The organism is Halomonas sp. (assembly GCF_014859505.1).
Classification (GTDB): domain Bacteria; phylum Pseudomonadota; class Gammaproteobacteria; order Pseudomonadales; family Halomonadaceae; genus Halomonas.
Genome location: NZ_JACUUD010000039.1, coordinates 1 through 22,582, shown reverse-complemented (window position 1 = coordinate 22,582; position 22,582 = coordinate 1). Strand labels below are relative to the sequence as shown.

General features: G+C 67.4%; 18 protein-coding genes. 4 read left to right on the top strand and 14 right to left on the bottom strand.

Features of this window, described 5'->3' with window-relative positions; translation table 11 throughout:
- The first annotated feature begins 73 nt into the window (after positions 1–73).
- Complete coding sequence (gene betT / locus IBX53_RS07610) at positions 74–2,122, top strand: choline BCCT transporter BetT (RefSeq protein WP_290907441.1); 2,049 nt, start codon at positions 74–76, stop codon at positions 2,120–2,122.
- Between the two features lie 157 nt (positions 2,123–2,279).
- Positions 2,280–4,019, top strand: coding sequence for a C4-dicarboxylic acid transporter DauA (dauA, locus tag IBX53_RS07605; protein ID WP_290907438.1), 1,740 nt, complete (start codon positions 2,280–2,282; stop codon positions 4,017–4,019).
- A 113-nt stretch (positions 4,020–4,132) separates the two neighbouring features.
- On the opposite strand, the gene IBX53_RS07600 is transcribed toward dauA, so the two are convergent.
- Both IBX53_RS07600 and IBX53_RS07595 read right to left on the bottom strand, forming a co-directional pair.
- The gene (locus IBX53_RS07600; protein ID WP_290907435.1) at positions 4,133–4,756 is read right to left on the bottom strand and encodes a methyltransferase domain-containing protein; all 624 of its coding nucleotides are present in this window, start codon (positions 4,754–4,756) and stop codon (positions 4,133–4,135) included.
- Between the two features lie 138 nt (positions 4,757–4,894).
- Positions 4,895–6,415: an aldehyde dehydrogenase family protein gene (locus IBX53_RS07595; protein WP_290907432.1), complete on the bottom strand. Its 1,521-nt coding sequence runs from the start codon at positions 6,413–6,415 to the stop codon at positions 4,895–4,897.
- 141 nt (positions 6,416–6,556) lie between these two features.
- Between IBX53_RS07595 and IBX53_RS07590 the strand changes: the two genes are divergently transcribed.
- The gene (locus tag IBX53_RS07590) at positions 6,557–7,237 is read left to right on the top strand and encodes a response regulator transcription factor (RefSeq protein ID WP_290907430.1); all 681 of its coding nucleotides are present in this window, start codon (positions 6,557–6,559) and stop codon (positions 7,235–7,237) included.
- Here IBX53_RS07590 and IBX53_RS07585 read toward each other — a convergent pair.
- The 9 genes from IBX53_RS07585 to IBX53_RS07545 all read right to left on the bottom strand — a co-directional run bounded on the left by IBX53_RS07585 (position 7,210) and on the right by IBX53_RS07545 (position 18,517).
- Positions 7,210–8,577, bottom strand: coding sequence for a hybrid sensor histidine kinase/response regulator (locus tag IBX53_RS07585; protein ID WP_290907427.1), 1,368 nt, complete (start codon positions 8,575–8,577; stop codon positions 7,210–7,212). The two genes, IBX53_RS07590 and IBX53_RS07585, sit on opposite strands and share 28 nt — an antisense overlap.
- The gene (nosP, locus tag IBX53_RS07580; protein ID WP_290907424.1) at positions 8,546–9,739 is read right to left on the bottom strand and encodes a nitric oxide-sensing protein NosP; all 1,194 of its coding nucleotides are present in this window, start codon (positions 9,737–9,739) and stop codon (positions 8,546–8,548) included. The genes IBX53_RS07585 and nosP overlap by 32 nt, the downstream gene beginning before the upstream one ends.
- A gap of 66 nt (positions 9,740–9,805) precedes the next feature.
- Positions 9,806–11,980 (bottom strand): ATP-binding protein, encoded by a 2,175-nt coding sequence (locus IBX53_RS07575; protein WP_290907422.1) that lies wholly within the window; start codon positions 11,978–11,980, stop codon positions 9,806–9,808.
- Between the two features lie 23 nt (positions 11,981–12,003).
- Positions 12,004–12,519, bottom strand: a complete 516-nt coding sequence (locus IBX53_RS07570; protein WP_290907419.1) for a molybdopterin-dependent oxidoreductase — start codon at positions 12,517–12,519, stop codon at positions 12,004–12,006.
- Positions 12,520–12,617: 98 nt separating this feature from the next.
- Positions 12,618–13,106, bottom strand: coding sequence for a hypothetical protein (locus IBX53_RS07565; protein WP_290907416.1), 489 nt, complete (start codon positions 13,104–13,106; stop codon positions 12,618–12,620).
- A gap of 102 nt (positions 13,107–13,208) precedes the next feature.
- Positions 13,209–14,036, bottom strand: a complete 828-nt coding sequence (locus IBX53_RS07560; RefSeq protein WP_290907413.1) for a DUF2189 domain-containing protein — start codon at positions 14,034–14,036, stop codon at positions 13,209–13,211.
- Positions 14,037–14,349: 313 nt separating this feature from the next.
- A complete protein-coding gene (locus IBX53_RS07555) occupies positions 14,350–14,778 on the bottom strand; it encodes a universal stress protein (protein ID WP_290907410.1) in 429 nt (142 codons plus the stop codon).
- Between the two features lie 13 nt (positions 14,779–14,791).
- Positions 14,792–17,389 (bottom strand): TRAP transporter permease, encoded by a 2,598-nt coding sequence (locus tag IBX53_RS07550; protein WP_290907407.1) that lies wholly within the window; start codon positions 17,387–17,389, stop codon positions 14,792–14,794.
- A 147-nt stretch (positions 17,390–17,536) separates the two neighbouring features.
- The gene (locus tag IBX53_RS07545) at positions 17,537–18,517 is read right to left on the bottom strand and encodes a TAXI family TRAP transporter solute-binding subunit (RefSeq protein WP_290907404.1); all 981 of its coding nucleotides are present in this window, start codon (positions 18,515–18,517) and stop codon (positions 17,537–17,539) included.
- Positions 18,518–18,979: 462 nt separating this feature from the next.
- On the opposite strand from IBX53_RS07545, the gene IBX53_RS07540 reads away from it, so the two are divergent.
- Entirely contained in the window at positions 18,980–19,516 is a 537-nt protein-coding gene (locus IBX53_RS07540; protein ID WP_290907399.1) for a macro domain-containing protein, read from the top strand.
- A gap of 24 nt (positions 19,517–19,540) precedes the next feature.
- Here the strand turns inward: IBX53_RS07540 and IBX53_RS07535 are convergent, their stop codons facing one another.
- The 3 genes from IBX53_RS07535 to IBX53_RS07525 all read right to left on the bottom strand — a co-directional run bounded on the left by IBX53_RS07535 (position 19,541) and on the right by IBX53_RS07525 (position 22,392).
- The gene (locus IBX53_RS07535) at positions 19,541–20,848 is read right to left on the bottom strand and encodes a TRAP transporter large permease (protein WP_290907444.1); all 1,308 of its coding nucleotides are present in this window, start codon (positions 20,846–20,848) and stop codon (positions 19,541–19,543) included.
- Positions 20,838–21,317, bottom strand: coding sequence for a TRAP transporter small permease (locus IBX53_RS07530; protein WP_290907396.1), 480 nt, complete (start codon positions 21,315–21,317; stop codon positions 20,838–20,840). The genes IBX53_RS07535 and IBX53_RS07530 overlap by 11 nt, the downstream gene beginning before the upstream one ends.
- Before the next feature lie 64 nt (positions 21,318–21,381).
- A complete protein-coding gene (locus IBX53_RS07525) occupies positions 21,382–22,392 on the bottom strand; it encodes a DctP family TRAP transporter solute-binding subunit (protein ID WP_290907394.1) in 1,011 nt (336 codons plus the stop codon).
- Between the last annotated feature and the right edge of the window lie 190 nt (positions 22,393–22,582).

Sequence of the window (22,582 nt, the reverse complement as noted above, 5' to 3'; positions counted from 1 at the left end):
CCACAGCGCGTCCCGCGAGCCACAGCGCGTCCCGCGCGGCGGCAGGCGAGGTTGACCGACAGGAGTTGCCCGCATGGCGAACGACACTTCACCTCCCGAGCGGCGAGACCGGCTAAATCCCGTGGTCTTCCACGGCAGCGTGGCCGGGATCCTCGTCTTCCTCGTCCTCACCATGACCTTCACCGAGCAGGCCGGCGCCTTCTTCGATGCCGGCCTGGCCTGGGTCAGCGAGACCTTCGGCTGGTACTACATGCTGGCCGTGACGGCCTACCTGGTCTTCGTGGTGCTGATCGGCTGCTCGCGCTTCGGCAGCATCCGCCTGGGCCCCGACCACTCCCGCCCGGAGTTCTCGCTGCTCTCCTGGTCGGCGATGCTGTTCGCCGCCGGCATCGGCATCGACCTGCTCTTCTTCAGCGTCGCCGAGCCGGTGGCCCACTACCTGGCACCGCCCGACCTGACGCCGGAAAGCCAGGAGGCCATGCGCAACGCCGTGGTGCAGACCTATCTGCACTGGGGCCTCTCCGGCTGGGGCCTCTACGTGCTGATGGGCATGGCGCTGGCCTACTTCAGCTACCGCCACCGCCTGCCGCTGGCGATCCGCAGCGCGCTCTATCCGCTGCTGGGCAAGCGCATCCACGGCCCCATCGGCAGCGCCGTGGACATCACCGCGGTGATCTCCACGGTGTTCGGCATCGCCACCAGCCTGGGCATCGGTGTCATGCAACTCAACTACGGGCTGGCCTATATGTTCGACGTGCCCGAGAGCCTCTCGGTGCAGGTGATCCTGATCGGCCTGGTGGTGGTGCTGGCCACCATCTCGGTGGTCAGCGGCGTGGAGAAGGGCATCCGTCGCCTGTCGGAGTTCAACATGCTGCTGGCACTGGCCTTGCTGCTGTTCGTGCTCTTCCAGGGCCACACCCTGCAGCTGCTCGACATGGTGGTGAACAACGCCGGCGACTACCTCTCCGGCTTCGTCGCCAAGAGCTTCGATACCTACGCCTTCGCCGGCGACGAGGCCAACGAGTGGAAGATGTGGTGGACCATCTTCTTCTGGGGCTGGTGGATCGCCTGGACCCCCTTTGTGGGGCTGTTCCTGGCGCGCATCTCCCGTGGGCGCACCATCCGTGAGTTCGTCGCCGGGGCGCTGTTCATTCCCCTGGCCTTCATGATGGTGTGGATGTCGGTGATGGGTAACAGCGGCATCGAACTGGTGGCCAACCAGGGCGTGACGGAGCTCGGCGAGCAGGCCCTGAGCACGCCCCAGACCACCCTCTACACCCTGCTTGAGCACTACCCTTGGATCGGCGTGACCGCCGCAGTAGTCACCGTGCTGGGTATCGTCTTCTTCATCACCTCGGCGGACTCCGGCGCCCTGGTGCTGGCCAACTTCACCTCGATCCTCAGCGACGTGAACCACGACGCCCCGGTGGCCCTGCGCATCTTCTGGTCGGTGGTGATCGGGCTGGTCACCGTGGCTCTGCTGATGGCCGGGGGCCTGGCCGCTCTGCAGAGCGCGGTGGTGATCACCGCCCTGCCCTTCTCGCTGGTGATCTTTGCCATCATGTGGGGCATGGTCAAGGCATTGAAACTCGAGGGCAGCAAGGCCGACGCGCGCCGCCAGGTCTCCGGCACCGCGCCGGGGGGCGACTGGCGCGAACGCCTAGACCGGGCGCTGGACACCTCCACCCGCGCCGGAGCGGCGGCCACCATCGAGCACGCCATCCGGCCGGCGCTGACCCAGTTCGCTCAGGAGCTGGATAGCCGCGGGCAGGATGCCACGGTGACCGAGGAGCAGCTCGAGGGAGAGCCGCTGCCGCGCCTGACCCTGCAGGTGGTGCTGGAGGACGCGGCGAGCTTCGTCTACCAGGTCTGCCCGCATCGCATGCGCACCCCGAGCTTCCTGCCGGTGGATGACGACTACTACGTGCGCCTCGACGTCTACCTGGCCGAAGGCGGCACCGGCCAGGACCTCAACGGCTACACCCGGGGGCAGGTGATCGGCGACGTGCTCTCCGAGTACGAGCGCCACCTGCACTTCCTGGCGCGGGCCGGCGAGGACGGCAGCGTCCAGGCGATGCCGGGCGCTGTAGGCGAGCCGCCCAAGGATGCCACCCCGGGCTGAGGCGGCCGCGGCCGGAAGTGCGATGATCGCGGGGGCGCCATACGGCGCCCCCACGACGTTACCGGAGTGGCACCTGCGACGGAAGGAGCGCTTGCGGCAGCGCAGCAGGGAGGCGTAACGTAATAGCCCTCGCTCTTTAGCACGCAAAGGAGTCGCCATGTCCCGTTCTTCCCCCCGGAGCGGCTATCGTCTCCCCGTTCCCGGCAGCGCGCTGCTGGCCGCCTGGCGCGCGGGCTACGGCCTAGCCGAGCTGCGCCGCGACCTGATGGCCGGCCTGACCATCGGCATCGTGGCCGTGCCGCTCTCCATGGCACTGGCCATCGCCACCGGGGTGCCGCCCCAGCACGGGCTCTACACCGCCATCGTCGCCGGCGCGATCATCGCCCTGACCGGCGGCTCCCGCTTCAACATCTCCGGCCCCACTGCGGCTTTCGTGGTGATTCTCTTCCCCATCGTTTCGAGCCACGGCGTCGGCGGTCTGCTGATCGCCACCCTGATGGCGGGGCTGATCCTGGTCGCACTGGGGCTGGCCCGGCTGGGCAGTCTGATCCAATTCGTGCCCTATCCGGTGGTGCTCGGCTTCACCGCCGGTATCGCGGTGGTGATCGCCCTGCTGCAGCTTCCCGATTTCCTGGGGCTGGCCGGGGTCGCGCTCGGCGACAGCACCCCGCACAACCTGGCCGCCATCGTTCGTGCCCTGCCCACTCTGGCCCCGGCCGAGCTCGGCATCGGCCTGGTGACCCTGGCCACCCTGATCCTGTGGCCCCGGCTCAAGATCCCGGTCCCGGCCCCGCTGGTGGGGCTGGTGGTGGGCACCCTGGCGGCCCTGGCGGTGAGCGCCGCCGGGGTGGAGGTCGCCACCATCGCCTCGCGCTTCAGTTGGGAGTTCCAGGGCCAGAGCGGCAGCGGCATCCCGCCCTTCGCCCCCGGCCTGGTGGTCCCCTGGCGATTGCCGGGGCCCGATGGCACGCCGCTTGTCGTGGACTTCGCGCTGATCCGCGAGCTGCTTGGACCGGCACTGGCCATCGCCATGCTGGCGGCCATCGAGTCGCTGCTCTGCGCGGTGGTGGCCGATGGCCTGACCCGCACCCGCCACGACCCCAACGCCGAGCTGATCGGCCAGGGACTCGGCAACGTGGTGGTGCCCTTCTTCGGCGGCATCACCGCCACTGCGGCCCTGGCGCGTACCGCCACCAACATCCGAAGCGGCGCGGTCTCGCCGGTGGCCGGCGTGGTCCACTCCCTGGTGGTGCTGCTGGCGGTGGTACTGCTGGCCGGGGTGCTGGGCTATGTGCCCATGGCGGCACTGGCCGCTCTGCTCTTCATCATCGCCTGGAACATGAGTGAGGCGCGCCACTTCACCCACACCCTCAAAAGCGCCCCGGCAAGCGATGTAGCGGTGCTGGTAATCTGCTTCGCGCTCACGGTGATCTTCGACATGGTGCTGGCGGTGGCCGTAGGCATGGGCCTGGCCGCGGCGCTGTTCATCCGCCGCATGGCCAGCCTCACCGAGGCCCGCCAACTGCGCGCCGGCGAGAGAGAAGCCCCCCCGACGCTGCCCCGCGAGGTGGCCTTCTACGATATCAACGGTCCGCTGTTCTTCGGCGCCGCCGAGAAGGCCATCGCGTCACTGCGGGTGGTGGATCCGGAGGTGAAGGTGATGATGCTGGACATGCATGACGTGCCGAGCCTGGATGCCACGGCCATCGTTGCCCTGCAGTCGCTGGTGGAGGAGTTGCATGCCCAGCGGGTCGGGCTGATCTTCTTCGGCCTGCCGGCGCGGATGATCATCAAGCTCAAGCGGGCAGGCGTCCGCCGCGAGGCGGGACGGCTGGCCATGGTCGCCAGCCAGGCCCATGCCGCGCGCCTGGCCGAGCGGTGGCTGGCCATGGGCTAGGCAACATGGCCCAGTTGGTGGCGTCCGGCGACATGATCCCACAGCCGCCCACCAGGTGCTGAGGCTGAAGCAACCACCTTAGCGCGTGGGCAGGTGGGAAGAAACCGCGACGTTCAGGCCTCGGCCAGGGTGAAACTCGCCACCTGGGTCGGCTGGCCGAGGTGGGCGTCCATCTCGCCGATCCCCGAGAAGCACACCCGGTAGCCGTTGCGGCGTGCTACCCCCTGGGCCCACTCGCGGAAGCGTGCCCGATCCCACTCGAACTTGTGGTCAGGGTCGCGGAACTCACCCGGGCCCATGTCATAGAGCGGATTGTATTCATGGTTGGGGGTGGTCATCACCAGCGTCTCGGGCCTTAATCCGGCGAAGACCGCACGCTCGACCCGGGAGAGTGACTCGGGCGGAACATGCTCGATGGTCTCCACCATGGCCGCGGCCTCGAAACCGATCAGCGCCGGATAGTGATCGGTATAGGAGCCGCACACCAGTTCGAGGCGCCCCGCACGTACGGACGGCAGATCCTCCAGGCGCAGCTTGGCCTGGGCCAGCAGTTCGCCGGAGAGTTCCAGGCCCACCACCCGCTCGAACTGGGGGTCTCGCAGCAGGTACTGCAGCAACCCGCCTGAGCCGCACCCCAGGTCGAGCACCCGCCGCGCGCCGTTGGCCCTGAACAGCGACACGACGCGCTGCAGTCGTTCCTGGTGAAGGTCGGGGGCTTCGAGGTCGATCATCTCCATGCTGTCTCCGTAGGGATCGGGCGGACGATGATGCCGCAAAGCGACCAAGACGTGTAGCAACGAGGATGAAAAAGGCGCGACTCGCGTCGCGCCCGTTTCTCTGCCGGCAGTTGCCGAGGCGTCGGATGACGCCGTCGATCAGAAGAACCCCAGCGGGTTGATGTCGTAGCTCACCAGCAGGTTCTTGGTCTGCTGGTAGTGCTCGAGCGCCACCTTGTGGGTCTCGCGGCCGACGCCGGACTTCTTGTAGCCGCCGAAGGCGGCGTGGGCCGGGTACTGGTGGTAGCAGTTGGTCCACACCCGGCCGGCCTGGATGCCACGGCCCATGCGGAAGGCGACGTTGATGTCGCGGCTCCACACCCCGGCACCCAGCCCGAACTCGGTGTCGTTGGCGATGGCCAGCGCCTCGGCCTCGTCCTTGAAGGTGGTCACCGCCACCACCGGGCCGAAGATCTCTTCCTGGAAGACGCGCATCTTGTTGTTGCCCTTGAGCAGGGTCGGCTGGATGTAGAAGCCGTTGTCGATGCTCGGGTCCAGGCTCTCTTTCTCACCGCCGGTGAGGAACTCGGCGCCCTCTTCGCGGGCGATGTCCATGTAGGACATGATCTTGTCGAACTGCTCCTGGGAGGCCTGGGCACCTACCTGGACGTCGGTGTCCAGCGGGTTGCCGCGGGTGATCTTGCCCACCTTCTCCATGACCTTGGCCATGAAGGCGTCGTACATGGACTCCTGGATCAGCGCCCGGGAGGGGCAGGTGCACACCTCGCCCTGGTTGAAGAAGGCCAGCACCAGGCCCTCGGCCGCCTTGTCGATGAACTCGGGCTCGGCGTTCATGATGTCGGCGAAGTAGATGTTGGGGGACTTGCCGCCCAGTTCCACCGTGGAGGGGATGATGTTCTCGGCGGCGCACTTGAGGATATGCGAGCCCACCGGGGTGGAGCCGGTGAAAGCGATCTTGGCGATGCGCTTACTGGTGGCGAGTGCCTGGCCCGCCTCGACGCCGTAGCCGTTGACGATGTTGACCACCCCCGGCGGCAGCAGGTCGCCGACCAGCTTCATCAGCTCGAGGATCGAGGCGGGGGTCTGTTCGGCGGGCTTGAGCACCACGCAGTTGCCGGCGGCCAGCGCCGGGGCCAGCTTCCAAACGGCCATCAGCAGCGGGAAGTTCCAGGGAATGATCTGCCCCACAACGCCCAGCGGCTCATGGAAGTGGTAGGCGACGGTATTGGCGTCGATGTCGGCGGCGGTGCCCTCCTGGGCGCGGATGCAGCCGGCGAAGTAGCGGAAGTGGTCGACGGCCAGCGGCAGGTCGGCGTTCAGCGTCTCGCGCACCGCCTTGCCGTTGTCCCAGGTCTCGGCCACGGCCAGCATCTCGAGGTTCTGCTCGATGCGGTCGGCGATCTTGAGCAGGATGTTGCTGCGCTCGGCGGCGGAGGTCTTGCCCCAGGCCGGGGCGGCGGCGTGGGCTGCATCCAGTGCCTTGTCGATGTCCTCGGCGCCGGAGCGCGGGATCTGGCAGAACACCTCGCCGTTGACCGGACTGACGTTGTCGAAGTACTCGCCCTTGACCGGAGGGACGAACTCGCCGCCGATGTAGTTGCCGTAGCGCTGCTCGAAGGTGATGACGGAACCGGACTGGCCGGGGTTGGCATAGATCATGGCGTGACTCCAGAATGTTGTGGTTATGTCGGGACACTCCACAGTCTTGGTCACTCCGCGCTTCTGCGACATACTCCGGTGGCATGAGACGCCCTCATCCCTTGGGAGGAGGGCCCCGACGAGAGTGACGGGAGTAAAGCGATGACGACCCTGATGGTCGCCGACGACCATCCGCTGTTCCGCGATGCCATCGGTGCGGTGATCGCGGCGGGTCTGCCGGGCACCCGCCTGCTGGAGGCCGACAGCCTGGCGCGAGCCATGCAGGAAGCCGAGCGCCACGAGGAGGCGCTCGACCTGCTGCTGCTGGACCTGAACCTGCCCGACGCCGAGGGCCTCGACGGGCTGCGGCGCCTGCGGGAGGTGCTGCCGGCGCTGCCGGTGGCCATCCTCTCGGCGGAGCAGGACCGGCGCACGGTGCTCGCAGCCATCGAGATGGGCGCGGTGGGCTATATCCCCAAGTCGACGCCCCGCGACGACCTGTTGGCCGCCCTGCATCAGCTCCTCGAGGGGCAGCTCTACCTGCCTCCCCAGGTCATGCGCCGTCCGCCGCCCGCCCACCCGGCACCGGCGATCACCGGGGCCGCGGCGCCCGACCGGCGCCTCACGGGGCTCACCGACAAGCAGCTCGAGGTGCTCGAGCTGCTCAGCCGGGGCGCCTCCAACAAGGGAATCGCACGGGAGCTGAACGTCGCCGAAACCACGGTGAAGACCCATGTCTCGGCCATCCTGAGAAAACTGGGCGTGGCGAGCCGGGTCCAGGCGGTGCTGCTGGCCGGCGAGCTGGATCTGGCCCACTACCGGGCCGGTCGCCGCTCCGGCTGAGGCCCCAGCAGCGCGGTCAGCAGCAGGCGCAGGCGCAGCGGCTTGACGGGCTTGAGCAGGCAGTGGTAGCCGGCCTGACGTATTCGCGACTTCAACCCCGCGTCGTGGTTGGCGGTGATCACCACCACCGGTAGCCCGGGATGGGCCTCGCACAGCCTGGCAGCGACCTCGAGACCGTCGGGCTGCCCTTCTCCCAGGTGGTAGTCCACCAGCAGCACGGTTCCGGGTTCGGGGATACATCCTTCGAGCACGGCCGGCGACTCCACGGCCACCACCCGGCACCCCCAGCCCCCCAGCAGGGCCTCCATGCCCTCGCGGATCGCCGCATCGTTGTCCAGGACCCAGATGACCCCGCCGACCAGTGACGGGCTGCTCGGCGCAGGGGGAAGGCGGCCAGGGGACGGCCTCGGCGCCGTGGCGTAGGGCACCGTCACCGAGAACATCGAGCCCCGCCCCGGCACCGAGGCAAGTCCCAGCGGATGGCCGAGCATGCCGCTGATGCGGTCGACGATGGCCAGCCCCAGCCCCAGGCCGCGGTCCTCGTCGCCGTGCCCCGCCTCGAGGCGCCGGAACTCCTCGAAGATCTCACGCTGCTGCCCGGCGGCGATCCCGGGACCGGTATCGCCTACCAGGATCTCCAGCCCGTCCTGGCGACGCCGACAGCCCAGGAGGATGCGGCCCTGGACGGTATAGCGAATCGCGTTGCCGAGGAAGTTGCGTACCACCCGCGCCAGCAGCGCCAGATCGGTCTCGATCACCGCCCGGGTGGGCACGTGGTGGAAAGCCAGCCCCCTGGCCGCGGCCATCTGCCGATACTCCTCCGCCATCACGCCGAGCAGTTCCTCGGCGGGAAAGGGCGCAATATCGGGCCTGAGCACCCCGGCATCGAGCCGCGAGATATCCACCAGGCTGCCGATCAGCGCCTCGACGTCCTTGAGCGAGCGCCCGATGTTGCCCACCAGGCGCCGGGAGCCGTCCGGCAGCGGCTGCTCCTCCAGGGCGCTGGCGAACAGCCGCGCCGCGTTCAGCGGCTGGAGCAGGTCATGGCTTACCGCGGCGAGGAACCTGGTCTTGGAGAGGTTGGCTGCCTCGGCCTCGGCCTTGGCCCGGTGCAGTTCGCCCAGGGTGCGTTGCAGGGTCTCGGTACGCTCGCGCACCTGCTCGGCCAGCAGCACCGAGTGCTCGAAGGCCGCATAGGGCGCCCCACCGGGCACGCCGCTGGACTCCACCCTCTCGATCAGCGCTTGGCAGATGCGTCGCAGGCGGTCATTCTCCTCGGCCAGGAGTGCCGCCCGGGCCTCCGGCGCCTCAGGCAGCGCCGTCGTCGCGAGCGGTGCCAATGGCCACCCCGGTAAAGGTCTGGTTGATGTGCATGCCATGGTACTGCTCCCCGTAGGTATTGAAGCCGATCACCCGGCTGCGGCTCAGCAGATCCGAAACCGCCGCATCCTCGTCCAGCACCTCCAGTTCCAGGCGCCTGAGGAAGCAGTCGCAGCCAATGACCAGCTCGGGGCGGCCCAGGCGATCCTCGAGACCCCTCAGCGTCAGCACCAACTCCCCATGGATCGGAGCGGACGTCATGGCGGTGAGCACGATGCCGTTCTCCACGGCGCAGTAGAAGCTCAGGCTGCCGTCCTCGTTGGCACGCTGGATGGAGCGCACGTAGTAGTGATCGCCGATGCGCACCGCCAGCGGATGCCGGGCGAACAGTTCCGGTCCCAGTTGCGCCACCGACTGCCCCACCAGGGCCGCATAGGCCTCCACGGCTGGCGCCGCATTGAGCTCCAGCACCCGTCGCGACTCCCGATCGACCGCGGTGACCACCAGCTTTTCATGCCGGGGCCTCAGGTGGTGGGTGGAGAAGACCTCGAAGGGCAGCGGCGTATTCACCATCAGCACCACCGCCGCCTGGGTGTGGAAGCGACCTTGGCAGAAGACGTGGGTGCGGGCGAGGCGGTTGTCGTCCCCGGCCGAGCCGCCGAAGCTGGGAATGCTGCCGAGTGCGGCATCGAGGGTCGCGATCACGCTCTCCTCGCTGCTCGAGAGGCCGTCGAGCAGGGTCACCACGAAACTGTTGTCCGCCAGGGGCGCCAGGGCGCGTTCGCGGCAGCGGCCGAGCAGGTCATCCACCAGTCGCTGGGCACAGGGCAGGTCGAAGGTGTCGAGCGACTCCACCAGCGCCGGAGCCAGTTCGAAGTGGCGGCGATCGAAACCGATCGCCACGATGCTGCCCCGGGCATAGCCCGCCGGGGTGATCTCCCCAGCCGACGTGCAACCCGCCACCGGGATGTCGTCGAAGGCCTGGTTGAGGGCGCGAGACAGGGCCTCCAGGGGATACTCGACGCTGCAGAAGAAGAGCACGAACCCCAGCCAGGGATGGCACAGGTCGGAGGCAAGCTCAGCCACCGCCTCGGCCGGGTCGGATCGATGACTGACGGCGGTGCGCAGCAGGTCAGCCCCGGCAGGCAGTGGAACGGGGGTGAGGCTCGTGGCATCTGGCATGGCAGTCTCCGACTTCAACGCTTGCCCAGTGTAGGCCGCCGGAAGGATACGCCACAAACGATCGGCTCAGAGGGCCGACGGAGCCCGCCAGGCGGTCAGGGCGGTCAGAGTGGCCGCCAGGCAGGAAGCAAGCTCTTCCAGCAGGGCCCTGGCCGCCATTCCGTCCCCCTCGCTGGCCAGGCGCTCGAGCCGCGTGGCAAGGCCGGCTACCTTGACGGCCCCCAGGCTCGACGACTCCCCCTTGAGCTGATGCGCCGCATGGCGAGCCTCCTTGAGGTCATCCTCGCCGAGGGCACGCTCCAGGCTGGCCAGCCGAGACTCGGCCTGGCCAACGAAGAGCGCCACCAGCGAGGCGAGCCCCTCCTCACCCAGGGAATCGCGCAGCGCCTGCAGTGTCAGCGGATCGACCAGGCTGTCGCAGCCGGCGGCCGTCCCGGCGCCGATAGTGCGCGTCGACAGCTCCCCATCGCCCAGGTAGCGAATCAGCGCCTCCAGCAGCAGTTCCTGGCGCAGCGGCTTGGTCAGGTAGCCGTTCATGCCGGCGGCCAGGCAGCGGGCCTGTTCGCCCCCGGGGCCGCCGGCGGTCATCGCCACGATTGGCACCTCTGCCGCCCAGCCGTCACGGGCGCGCAGCCGGCGGGTCACCTCCAGACCGTCCATGTCCGGCATCTGGATATCCATGAAGATCAGATCGAACCGGCCTGCCGCCGCCAGCTGCAGGGCGGCCGCACCTGAGCCGGCGATGGCGACCGAGCAACCGAGGCGCTCGAGCATGGCCCTGGCCACTTGCTGGTTGACCGGGTTGTCTTCCACCACCAGCAGATGGGCGCTGCGCAGATCCTTCCGGCGCGAGCCCCTTGTCATTGGCAGGGCCGGGGCAGGTCCCTCGGCGGTCGCCAGAGTCAGCACAAACCAGAAGCGGCTGCCCACCCCGGGCTCGCTGGCCACCTCGACACGCCCGCCCATGGCCTCCACCAGACGACGGCAGATCGCCAGGCCCAACCCGGTGCCACCGAAACGCCGCGCGGTGGAGGCATCCCCCTGGCGGAACGGCTCGAAGATCCGCGAGAGCTGTTCGGGGGCGATACCGCAGCCGGTATCCACCACCTCGAAGCGGACCCGCCCGTTTCCTTCGGGGCGTACCTCCAGGCGAATCTCCCCCTCCTCGGTGAACTTCACCGCGTTGGAGACCAGGTTGATCAGCACCTGGCGCAGGCGCCCCGGATCGGCCAGCACCCGCTCCGGCAGCTGCGGGTCCAGATGGGTCATCAGCACCACGCCCCGCGCCTCGGCGCGGGGCGCGAGCAGGGCCACTACCCCATCGACAAGCTCATCCAGCGCCAGGGCCCGCTGTTCAAGCTCGAGACGCCCGGACTCGATCTTGGAAAAGTCCAGCAGATCGTTGATCAGCTCCAGCAGCAGCACGGCGCTGTCGTGAATGGTGGCGGCGCAATGGCGCGCCGATCCCTCGAGCCGATGCTCCAGCAGCACATCACTCATGCCGATGACGCCGTTGAGCGGCGTACGGATCTCATGGCTGACCGTGGCGAGGAATTCCGACTTGGCCTGGCTGGCCGACTCCGCCTGCCGGGCGGTCGCCTCCAGCTCTCGACTCAGCGTCTCCAGGTCACGACGTGCCGCGGCGTTGTCCCGCGCCTCGCGGAACAGGATGAGCGCCACCAGCATGGCCGACAGGCTCATTGCCAGGATCAACACCAGCAGCAGGGCATAGAGCCGCTGCAACTGGACACGCTCGCGGGTGGCGGACTCGGCCAGGTGGCCATTGATGGCGATCACCAGCCGCTCGGTGCGGTTTCCCAGGGTATCGAGGTGCCGGTCCAGGGCATGGCGGTCACTCTCGCGAAGAACCTCGAGGGCAAGGATGAGGCGGTCGAGCTCGTCGATGCGCTGCTCGATCTGCTCCAGCAGGGCGCTGGCCGCGGGAATCGAGGCCAGCAGCTCGGTGATATCGCCCCCCCCGCGCATCAGGTACAACCGGCTGTGGAAGAGCTCGAAGCGCAACGTCAATCCTGCCCGGTCGGCCTCCGGCTGCGCCAGGTAGTTGCGCAGCTGGACCACGTCGCGATCGAGCTTGTAGGCGTGCCAGGAGGTGTCTCCGCCCACGCTCTGGGCCAGGCTGTCCTGGCGCCAGGAGACCAGCCCCACCACCACCAGCGCCGCCGCCAGCAGCAGCAGCGCACTGATGGCGCCAAGCTTGACTCGCAGGGGCAGGCGCAGCATGGAACGCTCCCGATAGCGGGCCCTCAGGGGGCGTGAATGTGCACGACGTGCCACACCGAGCGGAAACGCACGGACTCGTTGTGCAGTTGCGGATGATCGTCGAAGGGATAGAGCACGAAAAGCGGGCCGAACTCGCGGATCTGCACCGGAGCGCCGTTGCGGCTCATGGCCAGGATGACGTCGTAGTCATGCAGTTGGGCGAGGGGGATCTCCGCCTCGTAGTCGTTCAGCGCCCGGACCAGGACGCGATCGCTGCGAACTCCGGCCGCCGCCAGCACCTCCCGGAACAGCGGACCCTCGTAGCGACCAGCGTCCGAATGCCAGGGGGTGCGAGTGTGAATCTCGGTGGGGGCGATGGCCATCAGCATCTCGCGGTCGAACCTGGCCTGGTCATCCACATTGGGAAAGTCGATGTTGCCACTGATGGTCAGCAGCACCTCGCCGCTCGGCGCCGGCAGCGTCCCCTCGGCGACGGCCGACATCGGCAGCCATGCGAGGGAGACAAGGGCGAGCAGAAGGTGCAGGACGCTTTGACGCATGAGAGCAATCCTTTGGCGAGACCCGCGAAGGCACAAGCTTACCCGATCCCTCGACAAAGATCAGTCAGCCAATCTGCCACCGTTGGCACCGGGAGTTGTCATGGCGCCTCCCGGGTCGGCTCCGGCAGACGCTCCTCCAGGCCATCCAGCAGCCGCTGCAGGTAGCGGGCGCGCTGTTCCCACACGGCGTTGCGGTGAAGCTGGCGTGACAGCGGCAGCAGGTCGGGGTCACCCAGTTGCGCCTCTGCCAGCTGGCCATGGTAGGCCTCTACCAGCGCCAGGTCAGCCGCTCGCCCCTGCTCCCAGGCCGCCCGAGAGGCCTCCAGGGCCAGGCGCGCTTCCCGCCCCAGCACCTTGTCGAGCCGAGCGCCGAGGCGCTCGACCTCCTCCTCCCAGCGAGTCTCGGCATCCTGCGCACAGCCCAGGGCAGGTTCCGGCTGCCACTGAGCGTCGGACAGGCAGGCGTCGAGTTCATGGGCAATGACCTGGCCTCCTCCGGAAAGTGGAAGAGTGAGGGGCTGAGCGTGGAGCGGCATCAGGGGAAGCAGCAAGGGCAGCAGGCAGGCAAGCGGGCGCAGTATTGGCATGGCATCACCTTGCGGGCGCTGGCCCCGGCCAGCAATGAAAAAGGGGGGCGTCAACGCCCCCCAGCATAGCGACCCGGCCCCGACTGCGCGAGGCGAGCAAGCTCAACCGTGTAGTTGCTCGCCCTCGTCGATCACATCGACGCGGACCAGATCCTCATAGGCATGCCAGCTGGCATGGCCCAGCACGGGCAGGATAAGCGCCAGACCGATGTAGAAGGTCATCACCCCCACCAGCACGGAGCCGGTCAGGATGGCCGCCCACAACAGCATCGGGCGGAAGTTGCGGGCGACGGAACGCACGCTGGCCTCGATGCCCTCCATGAAGGTGAGATCGTGGTGCATCAGGGTGGGAATGGCCACCACGCTGATGGTGAAGGCCCCGAAGGCCAGGATGCCGCCCAGCACGCTGCCAACCGCGATCATGCCGAGGCCCTCGGGGGTGGTCAGCAGGGCCGAGTAGAGGCCGGCGGGGCTGGGGACCTCGAAACCGAAGAACAGGGCAAACAGCAGGGTCGCCAGCCGGATCCAGGCGAGGAAGAAGATCATCATCATCACACCCATCATGGCGAGCTGGCCGGCATGGGGACGCCAGGCGCCGAAGGCATCACCCAGATGGGGCGCCCGATTGGCTTCCAGGGCGCGACTGACGCCGTAGGAACCCACCGCCACCAGCGGACCCAGGAACATGAAGCCGGCCACCATGGGCAACAGCCAGTGCCACAGCCCAAGGGTGATGGCACCCGCGGTGATGGCAATGCTCAGGCCCACCCAGAACATGCCGTAGGCGAGACTCACCGCCGTGGCCTGGCGAAAGTCTTCGATGCCAGACGCCAGCCAAGCCCTCGGTCGATCCATTCCCACCGGGTTGATGGTGATCTTGACCCCGGGCGCTGCAGCCTTGTGATGCTCTTTCGTTGTTGCCACGTTCATGCTGTCACCCCTAATTACGCCTTTTTTATAATTCCCGCCTCAGGCGGGCCAATTCCCGGCACAGGCTGACGCCTTAATGCCGACTTCATCTATTAATACAGGTTTAATGTAGTTGACTCGAGTCAATTCTGCAGACGCGAACACCATGACTTTCCACGCTGGCGATCCAGCGTTTTCTTCATAAGAAAATAACGAAATATTCTTTGGGAGCGTCATCGTCGGCTGATTCCCGGCTGCCCCCTGAACGCAGGAGCCCCGGCCAACTGGCCGGGGCTCCTGCGGTTGTGGCGGCCATGATGGCCGCGTTGTGGGTTCAGCGCACAATCATCACCGACACCTTTGAGTGGTGCACCACGTGCTCGGCATTGGGACCGAGCACGTAGTCGGCGAACTTGCGCTTGTTGTGGGACGCCATCACGATCAGGTCCACCTCGAGCTTCTTGCCTGCCTTGATGATCGCCTCCCAGGGCGAGCCGTCGACGATCACCGACTGGGTCTGGATGTCCTCGGGTACGTGCTCCTGGATGAACTTGTGCTGGGCCTCGGTCACGGCCTCATGGGCTTTCTTCGCGAAGTCCTTGGGGAAGTAGGAACCCACCAGCGGCATCCGGTAGTCGGGCAACACCGTCACCACGTGCAGCGAGGCTCCAAAGGTCCGGCAGAGAGTCACGGCCGTGGGCAGCGCCTTCTCCCAGGAGCTCTCCTCGTTGAGGTCCACCGGCAGCATGATCTTGTTGTACATGTCATCGTCTCCTTCAGGCGGTAGCCGCCTGGCCGGCATCGGGTTCACGACGGCGACGCTGCAGCATCACCACCAGGCCGAACACCAGGAACCCCGGTATCCACATCCATTCCTTGGCCCAGCGATCCACCGGCGCCGATACCTCGATGATCTCCTGGTCGAAATCGAAGCCGAGATCCGCCGCCAGGCTGCCGAACTCGACGAAGTCCACCATGGCCTGGTCGCCGTCGATGTAGAGCTCCAGCCCCAGGTTCTCCATGCGCTCCTCGACGCTGTCACCACCGGGGACCGGCACCAGCACATAGGTGGTCATGGGGTCGCCGAAGGCGTCCTCGCCGGCGATCTGCACCCGCAGGTTGCTACCCTCATCGACATCTCCCAGCGCCTGAGCGAACTGTGCCGGTGGCACCTGCTGGTAGGGGTCGTGAAGCTGGTCCATCCAGAAACCGGGGCGGAACAGGGTGAAGGCCACCAGCAGCAGCAGGATCGACTCGTACCAGCGGTTGCGGGCGATCATGAAGCCCTGGGTCCCTGCCGCGAAGATCAGCATCGCGATCGTCGAGATAATAAAGATCACGATGCCCTGCAGGAAGGTCACGTCGATCAGCAGCAGATCGGTGTTGAAGATGAACAGGAAGGGTAGCGCCGCCGTGCGCAGGCTGTAGTAGAAGGCCTGGAAACCGGTGCGCAGCGGGTCGCCGCCGGAGACCGCCGCCGCCGCGAAGGAGGCCAGGCCCACCGGGGGCGTCACGTCAGCCATGATGCCGAAGTAGAAGACGAACAGGTGCACGGCGATCAGCGGCACGATCAGACCGCTCTGCTGACCCAGCGTCACGATCACCGGCGCCAGCAGGGCCGATACCACGATGTAGTTGGCCGTGGTGGGCAGGCCCATGCCGAGGATCAGGCTGAGCAGTGCGGTGAACACCAGGATCAGCATCAGATTGCCCATGGAGAGGATCTCTACCACGTCGGCCAGCACCAGGCCGACGCCGGTCTGGGAGACCGCGCCGACGATGATGCCCGCCGCCGCGGTGGCGATGCCGATGCCGATCATGTTGCGAGCACCGGCCACCAGGCCGTCCCAGAGGTCCTTGAAGCCCTCCTTGACGTCTTCGGCCACCTTGCTGCGGCCGCGGAAGAACGCGATGACAGGACGCTGGGTCACCATGACGAAGATCATGAATACTGTCGCCCAGAAGGCCGAGAGGCCGGGCGAGAGGCGCTCGACCATCAGACACCAGACCAGCACGATCACCGGCAGGATATAGTGCAGCCCGACCATCACGGTGGGCCGGGTCTGGGGCAATGTGAGCACCTTGGAATTCGGATCGTCGAGCTCGAGCTCGGGGTACTTCGCGCCGACCTTGAGCAATCCGATGTAGACCACTGCCAGCACCACTGCCACCACCCAGGGGGTAGCATCACCCAGCACCGGCTTGAGCCAACCGAGTCCGTAATAGACGGCAAACGACAGCGCCATCAACAGCAGCAGGCCGGTCAGGAAGCCGATGATCTTGTTCAGGAAGGGGCGCGCCGGGTTGCTGGTGGGCAGGCCCCGCATGTTGGCCTTGAGCGCCTCGAGGTGGACGATGTAGACCAGCGCGATATAGGAGATCAGCGCCGGCAGGAAGGCGTGCTTGATCACCTCCACATAGCTGATGCCGACGTACTCCACCATCAGGAAGGCCGCGGCGCCCATCACCGGCGGCATGATCTGGCCGTTCACCGAGGAAGCGACCTCCACCGCGCCGGCCTTCTCGGAGGAGAAGCCGACGCGTTTCATCATCGGGATGGTGAAGGTGCCGGTGGTCACCACGTTGGCAATCGAGGAGCCCGAGATCAGACCGGTCATGCCCGAGGCCACCACGGCCGCCTTGGCCGGGCCACCCTTGTAGTGGCCCAGCAGGGAGAAGGCCACCTTGATGAAATAGTTGCCGGCCCCGGCCTTGTCGAGCAGGGCGCCGAACAGCACGAACAGGAACACGAAGCTGGTCGAGACCCCCAGCGCAATGCCGAACACCCCCTGGGTAGTCAGCCACTGGTGATTGACCAGGCCGTTGAAGCTCACGCCGCGGTGGGCCAGTATCCCCGGCATATAAGGGCCAAACAGCGAGTAGAGGATGAAGACCGTGGCCACGATCATCAGCGGCGGCCCCAGGGCTCGACGTGTTGCCTCCAGCAGCATCAGGATACCGACGATGCCGACGATCACGTCCTGGGTGAGCGGTGCCCCCGGCCGCGTCGAGAGCTGCTCGTAGAAGAGGAACATGTAGGCGCCGCAGAAGGCCGCGACGGCCGCCAGCACCCAGTCCTGGATCGGTATGCGATCACGTGGCGAACGCTTGAACGCCGGATAGGCCATGAAGGCCAGGAAGAGCGCGAAGGCGAGGTGAATCGAGCGCGCCTCGGTGGCATTGAAGACGCCGAAGCGAAACATGTAGGGGAGCGGCGAGGCGATCCAGAGCTGGAAGAGCGACCAGGTGGCCGCGATCCCCAACAGCAGCTTGCCGGGCGCCCCCGCCGGCTTGCGTGCCCCCGAGTCGCTGGAGGCGACCATGTCTTCCAGGTCGACCTCCGAGGCGCGGGTGTTGTTCTTCTCATCCGTCATACGTTGGCCCTACCCAGTGTCAATGACTTATGGTTGATATCCTTCCCGCGGCCAAGGCAGGAAGCCGACTTACCAACGAGATGCGCGGACGCCCCGAAGGGAGTCCGCGCATCGATCACCAAGGGTGATTGGCTGACGCTGCCGGAATCACTCGATCCAGCCGCGCTCACGGTAGTAACGAGCCGCACCGTCGTGCAGCGGAGCGGTCAGGCCGTCGGAGATCATGTCCTCTTCGTTGAGGTTCTCGAAGGCAGGATGCAGACGCGTGAAGCGATCGAAATTCTCGAACACCGCCTTGACGGTCTCGTAGATGATGTCCTCGTCAACTGCCGTGGAAGACACGAAGGTCGCTGCCACACCGAAGGTCTCGACGTCCTCGTCGTTGCCGCGGTACATGCCTCCCGGGATCACCGAATGGGTGTAGAAGGGGTTGTCCTCGATGATCTTCTCGATCTCCGGACCGGTCACCGGCACCAGGCGGGCATCGATGGTGGTGGTGGCCTCCTGGATGGAGCCGTTGGGGTGGCCCACCACATAGACCATGGCATCGATATTGTTGTCGGAGAGGGCCGCGGCCTGCTCGGCGGCATCCAGTTGGGAGGCCAGCGAGAAGATGTCGGTATCCCAACCCATGGCGTCCATCACCACGTTCATGGTGTTGCGCTGGCCGGAGCCCGGGTTGCCGATGTTGACGCGCTTGCCCGGAAAGTCGCTGATGTGCTCGATACCGGAGTCAGCACGCGCCACCACGGTCAGCGGCTCACCGTGCATGGTGAAGACGGCGCGCATCTCCTCCCAGGCACCGTCGTCGGCAAAGCTGTCCTCGCCGTGATAGGCACGGTACTGGACGTCTGACTGCACCACGCCCATGTCCAGCTCGCCGCTCTTCATGCCGTTGACGTTGGCGACGGAGCCGCCGGTGGTGGGGGCATTGCAGCGTATGTTGTGATCGTCGCTCCCGCGGTTGACCATCCGGCAGACCGACTGGCCGACGACATAGTAGACGCCGGTCTGGCCGCCGGTACCGATGGTGATAAAGCGCTCCTGGGCTACGGCGGGGGCCGAGAACATCGCGGCTCCGAGCAGGGCGCCGGAGAAGGCTGCAGCGGAGAAAGCATGACGTTTCATGAATATACCTCGATTTTGTAGTCAATCGTACTTGGCAGCCAGGACACTCGGGTCGGAAAATCTGCCAGTAACTTCTACTTTAGCGGATAATGCCGCTTTCGGGTAATCCACCTCCCTCAACGGAAAACTGGATGTCATCAAACTGCAGTCTAGTCGCTGCCGGCGTTTATGCTGCGTTGGAAGTTAGCGCTCTAAACACAGGAGAGCCGTGCCATGGCGCGGCTCTGCCCTTGACCGGCAGTTCCCAGGAGGCCGTCAGGAGGCCCTCATGATCAGCGCCTGCTTCTTGTCCTTCATGGCCTCACCCCGAGCGGCGAATCAGCTTCGCCGCGAGGCGCTGCAGGCGTGGCGCCCCGCCCAGGATCAGCGCGAAGGCGATCGGCCAGGCGTCGCACCTCGGTTGCCCGGGGCCCCGGGGAGCGGCCAGACTGGAAGGTGCCAGCCCCAGCCAGGAGGAGCCCCATGAACGCCACTCTCGAGTGCCTGCAGGGCGACATCGCCCACCAGCCCGACATCGATGCCGTGGTCAACGCCGCCAACGCCCAGCTGCATCCCGGCGGCGGCGTGGCCGGCGCCCTGCACCGCGCCGCCGGCCCGGCGCTTGACCGCGCCTGCCGACCGCTGGCCCCGATCCGCCCCGGGGAGGCGGTGATCACCGAGGCCTTCGGCCTGCCCAACCGACACGTGATCCACTGCCTGGGCCCGGTCTACGGGGTCGACGAGCCCGCCGACCAGCTGCTCACCGCCTGCTACCGCAACGCCCTGACCCTGGCGGAGGCGCACGGTATCGCCTCCGTCGCCTTTCCGGCGATCTCCGCCGGGGCCTTCGGCTACCCGCCGGCGGAGGCGGCGCGGGTGGCGCTCACCACGGTGCTCGCCACCCTGCCCGACTGCCCGCATATCGAGCGGGTGCGCTTCGTGCTCTTCGACGCCAGGAGCGCCGAGCTCTTCCGGCGCACCCTGGCGAGCCTGCAGCAGTCGGAATCTGAAAAGCGCTGATTCACGTCGCGATCGACCAGGGCCCTAGCCGACGTTGTAGCCCAGGGTCCTCGGCAGCCACAGGGCGATCTCGGGGAAGACGGCAACCAGCGCCAGGGCACCGGCCATGGCCACCACGAAGAGCAGCGCCCAGCCCAGGGTCTGCTCCAGGCGGATCTTCGCCACCTCGGTGGTCACCATCAGGTTCACCGCCACCGGCGGGGTGAACTGGCCGATGGCGATGTTCATGGCCAGCAGGATCCCGAACCACACCGGGTTCCACTCGAAGTGCTGCATCACCGGGATCAGGATCGGCATCAGGATCAGGTAGATGGAGATGGCATCGAGCAACATGCCGGCGGCCAGCACCGCCAGCATGATCAGGATCAGCAGCAGCACCCCGTTGTCGGTCAGCGCGATGATCCACTGGGCCAGGTCGCGGAAGGTGCCGAGCATGGTGCCGGCCCAGGCGAAGATGCCGGCGAGCGCGATGATCAGCATCACCACGCCAGCGATCACCGCCGCCTCGCCGAACAGCCGCCACAGGTCGCGCACGCCGATCTCGCGGGTCACGAAGAGCCCGATCACCACCCCGTAGGCCACCGCCACCACCGCCGCCTCGGTGGGGGTGAAGAGCCCGGAGCGCAGCCCGCCGAGGATCAGCACCGGGGCGAAGAGCGCCGGCAGCGCCTGCTTGAAGGTCTCCCGCACCTTCAGGCGCTCGGCGCCCTCCACCGGCGTCCCGCCCTCCCATCCGTAACGCTTGGATACCAGCAGCGCCGGCACCAGCAGCGCCAGGCCGGCCAGGATGCCGGGGAAGAGCCCCGCGGCGAAGAGCGCGCGCAGGTCCACCCCCGGCACCACGATGGAGTAGAGGATCAGCGCCACCGAGGGCGGAATCAGGATCGCCGTGGAGGCCGAGGCGGCGATCAGCGTCGCCGAGAAGGGCTTCGGGTAGCCCGCCTTTGTCATGCTCGGCAGCATCACCATGGCCACCGCCGCGGCGTCCGCCGGCCCCGAGCCGCTCATGCCGCCCATGATCATGCACACCAGCACCGCCACCAGGGCAAGCCCCCCGTGGCGCGGACCGATCAGCGCCTGGGCGAAGCGCACCAGGCGCAGCGCCACCCCCGAGCGCTCGAAGATCAGTCCGGTGAGGATGAACAGCGGGATGGCGATCAGCGGGTACTTGGCGATGCTGTTGTAGGTATTGGTGCCCAGCGTGGCCAGCATCGCCGGCGGCAGCCCGGCCAGGATGCCCACGGCGCCGGCCAGCCCCAGGGAGAAGGCCACCGGCACCCCGGCGATCAACAGACCCGCGAAGGCCAGCAGCATCCACAGGTCAGGGCTCATCATTGAGCCTCCCGCGAAGGCGGTCCCAGGTCTGCTGGGTCTGGCGGACCATCATCGCCGCCGAGAGCAGCGGCAGCCAGACGATGTACCACCACTGGGGCAGCCCCAGCCCCGGCGAGAGCGACTCCCACTGGTACTCCTGCCAGGCAAGCTTGCCGCCGAACCAGGTGATCAGGCCCAGCACCGCCATGCCGCAGCCCCACTGGAAGAGGATCAGCACCCGACGAGGTGCGGCGGGCAGCGCCCGCTCCAGCAGACCCACGCGGATATGGCCGTTGCGGCGCAGGGCCACCGCAGCCCCGGCGAAGGTGAGCACCACCAGCAGGAACACCGAGAACTCCTCGGTGAAGGCCAGCGAACCGCCGGTGATATAGCGGGTGACCACGTTGCCAAGGCTGATCAGTGCGATGATCACCAGCGCCAGGGAGGCGAGCCAGCGCTCCGGGCGGGCATCGGGGGTGGGTTTCATGACGACCTCGGGAAAGAAGACCGGCCCCACAGGGGCCGATCGCATGGTGCCGGGGATGGCCGGATCAGCGCGCCTCGACGGCCTCGCGGGCCGCTTCGACCAGCGCCTCGCCGATGCGCGGCACCCACTTGTCGTGGACCTCGGCGGTGGCGTCGACGAAGGCCTGGTACTGCTCGTCGGTCAGCTCGGTGACATTGACGCCGCGCTCCTGGATGGCGGCCAGGCGCTCGCCCTCCTCCTCGCGGGTCATCGCGATCTCCCACTGGCCGGCTTCCACGGCCGCCTCGCGCAGGATCTCGCGGTCGCCCTCATCCAGGGAATCCCACACCTGGCGGTTCACGGCGAAGATCAGCGGGTCGTTCATGTAGTTCCACAGCGTCAGGTGCTGCTGGCCCACCTGGTCGATGCGCGCCACGTCGAACACCGAAAGCGGGTTCTCCTGGCCGTCCACCGCACCGGTGGTCAGCGCCGGCTGGGCGTCGGTCCAGCTCATCTGGGTGGGGTCGGCGCCCAGGGCGTTGAAGGTGTCCTGGAACAGCGGCGAGCCCACCACGCGGATCTTCAGTCCGTCCAGGTCGCCGGGCTCGGCGATCGCGCCGCGGGAGTTGGAGAGCTGGCGGAAGCCGTTCTCACCCCAGGCCAGCGGAATCACGTCGCGGGACTCGATGGCCTCGAAGACCATCTCGCCGGCGGCGCCGCCGGTCACCGCGTCCACCGCCGCCTCGTCGGGCAGGAAGAAGGGCAGCGAGAAGAGGTTGAGCTCCGACACCTGGGGCGACCAGTTGATGGTGGAGCCCACCGCCGCATCGATCAGCCCGGAGCGCATGGCGGAGAACTCGCGGGTCTGGTCCCCGGCCACCAGTTGGGAGTTGGGGTAGACGCGCAGGGTGAGGCGGCCTTCGGTGCGCTCCTCGACGAGCTCGGCCCATTTCTCGGCCGCCTGGCCCCAGGGGAAGGCGTCTGAGAGCACGGTGGAGACGGAGAGCTCGCGGGCCTGGGCGGAGAGCGAGGCGGAGAGCACGGCGGCGCCGGCCAGGGCGGCGGCCAGCCTGGTGAGAGAGCGTGTGGCGGTCATGGCGTGTCCTTGCTGCGGCACCCGGCGGGATACCGGGAGCGTCGTTGTTGTCGGCAGGAAATAGTCTACGAGGCACTGCGTTGAATGATAGCCCGCCCCCTCTCCCCTATTCGTCTAGGAGGCGCCGTCGAGGGGCTCCTCCTCCGAACTCGGCTCGGGCTCGGGCTCGGGCTCGGGCTCGGGCTCGGGC

Bases quoted from the DNA above. Each gene is read 5' to 3' on its own strand.
- betT (WP_290907441.1), top strand. From the start codon at position 74: ATGGCGAACGACACTTCACCTCCCGAGCGGCGAGACCGGCTAAATCCC.
- dauA (WP_290907438.1), top strand. From the start codon at position 2,280: ATGTCCCGTTCTTCCCCCCGGAGCGGCTATCGTCTCCCCGTTCCCGGC.
- IBX53_RS07600 (WP_290907435.1), bottom strand. From the start codon at position 4,756: ATGGAGATGATCGACCTCGAAGCCCCCGACCTTCACCAGGAACGACTG.
- IBX53_RS07595 (WP_290907432.1), bottom strand. From the start codon at position 6,415: ATGATCTATGCCAACCCCGGCCAGTCCGGTTCCGTCATCACCTTCGAG.
- IBX53_RS07590 (WP_290907430.1), top strand. From the start codon at position 6,557: ATGACGACCCTGATGGTCGCCGACGACCATCCGCTGTTCCGCGATGCC.
- nosP (WP_290907424.1), bottom strand. From the start codon at position 9,739: ATGCCAGATGCCACGAGCCTCACCCCCGTTCCACTGCCTGCCGGGGCT.
- IBX53_RS07575 (WP_290907422.1), bottom strand. From the start codon at position 11,980: ATGCTGCGCCTGCCCCTGCGAGTCAAGCTTGGCGCCATCAGTGCGCTG.
- IBX53_RS07570 (WP_290907419.1), bottom strand. From the start codon at position 12,519: ATGCGTCAAAGCGTCCTGCACCTTCTGCTCGCCCTTGTCTCCCTCGCA.
- IBX53_RS07565 (WP_290907416.1), bottom strand. From the start codon at position 13,106: ATGCCAATACTGCGCCCGCTTGCCTGCCTGCTGCCCTTGCTGCTTCCC.
- IBX53_RS07560 (WP_290907413.1), bottom strand. From the start codon at position 14,036: ATGAACGTGGCAACAACGAAAGAGCATCACAAGGCTGCAGCGCCCGGG.
- IBX53_RS07555 (WP_290907410.1), bottom strand. From the start codon at position 14,778: ATGTACAACAAGATCATGCTGCCGGTGGACCTCAACGAGGAGAGCTCC.
- IBX53_RS07550 (WP_290907407.1), bottom strand. From the start codon at position 17,389: ATGACGGATGAGAAGAACAACACCCGCGCCTCGGAGGTCGACCTGGAA.
- IBX53_RS07545 (WP_290907404.1), bottom strand. From the start codon at position 18,517: ATGAAACGTCATGCTTTCTCCGCTGCAGCCTTCTCCGGCGCCCTGCTC.
- IBX53_RS07540 (WP_290907399.1), top strand. From the start codon at position 18,980: ATGAACGCCACTCTCGAGTGCCTGCAGGGCGACATCGCCCACCAGCCC.
- IBX53_RS07535 (WP_290907444.1), bottom strand. From the start codon at position 20,848: ATGAGCCCTGACCTGTGGATGCTGCTGGCCTTCGCGGGTCTGTTGATC.
- IBX53_RS07530 (WP_290907396.1), bottom strand. From the start codon at position 21,317: ATGAAACCCACCCCCGATGCCCGCCCGGAGCGCTGGCTCGCCTCCCTG.
- IBX53_RS07525 (WP_290907394.1), bottom strand. From the start codon at position 22,392: ATGACCGCCACACGCTCTCTCACCAGGCTGGCCGCCGCCCTGGCCGGC.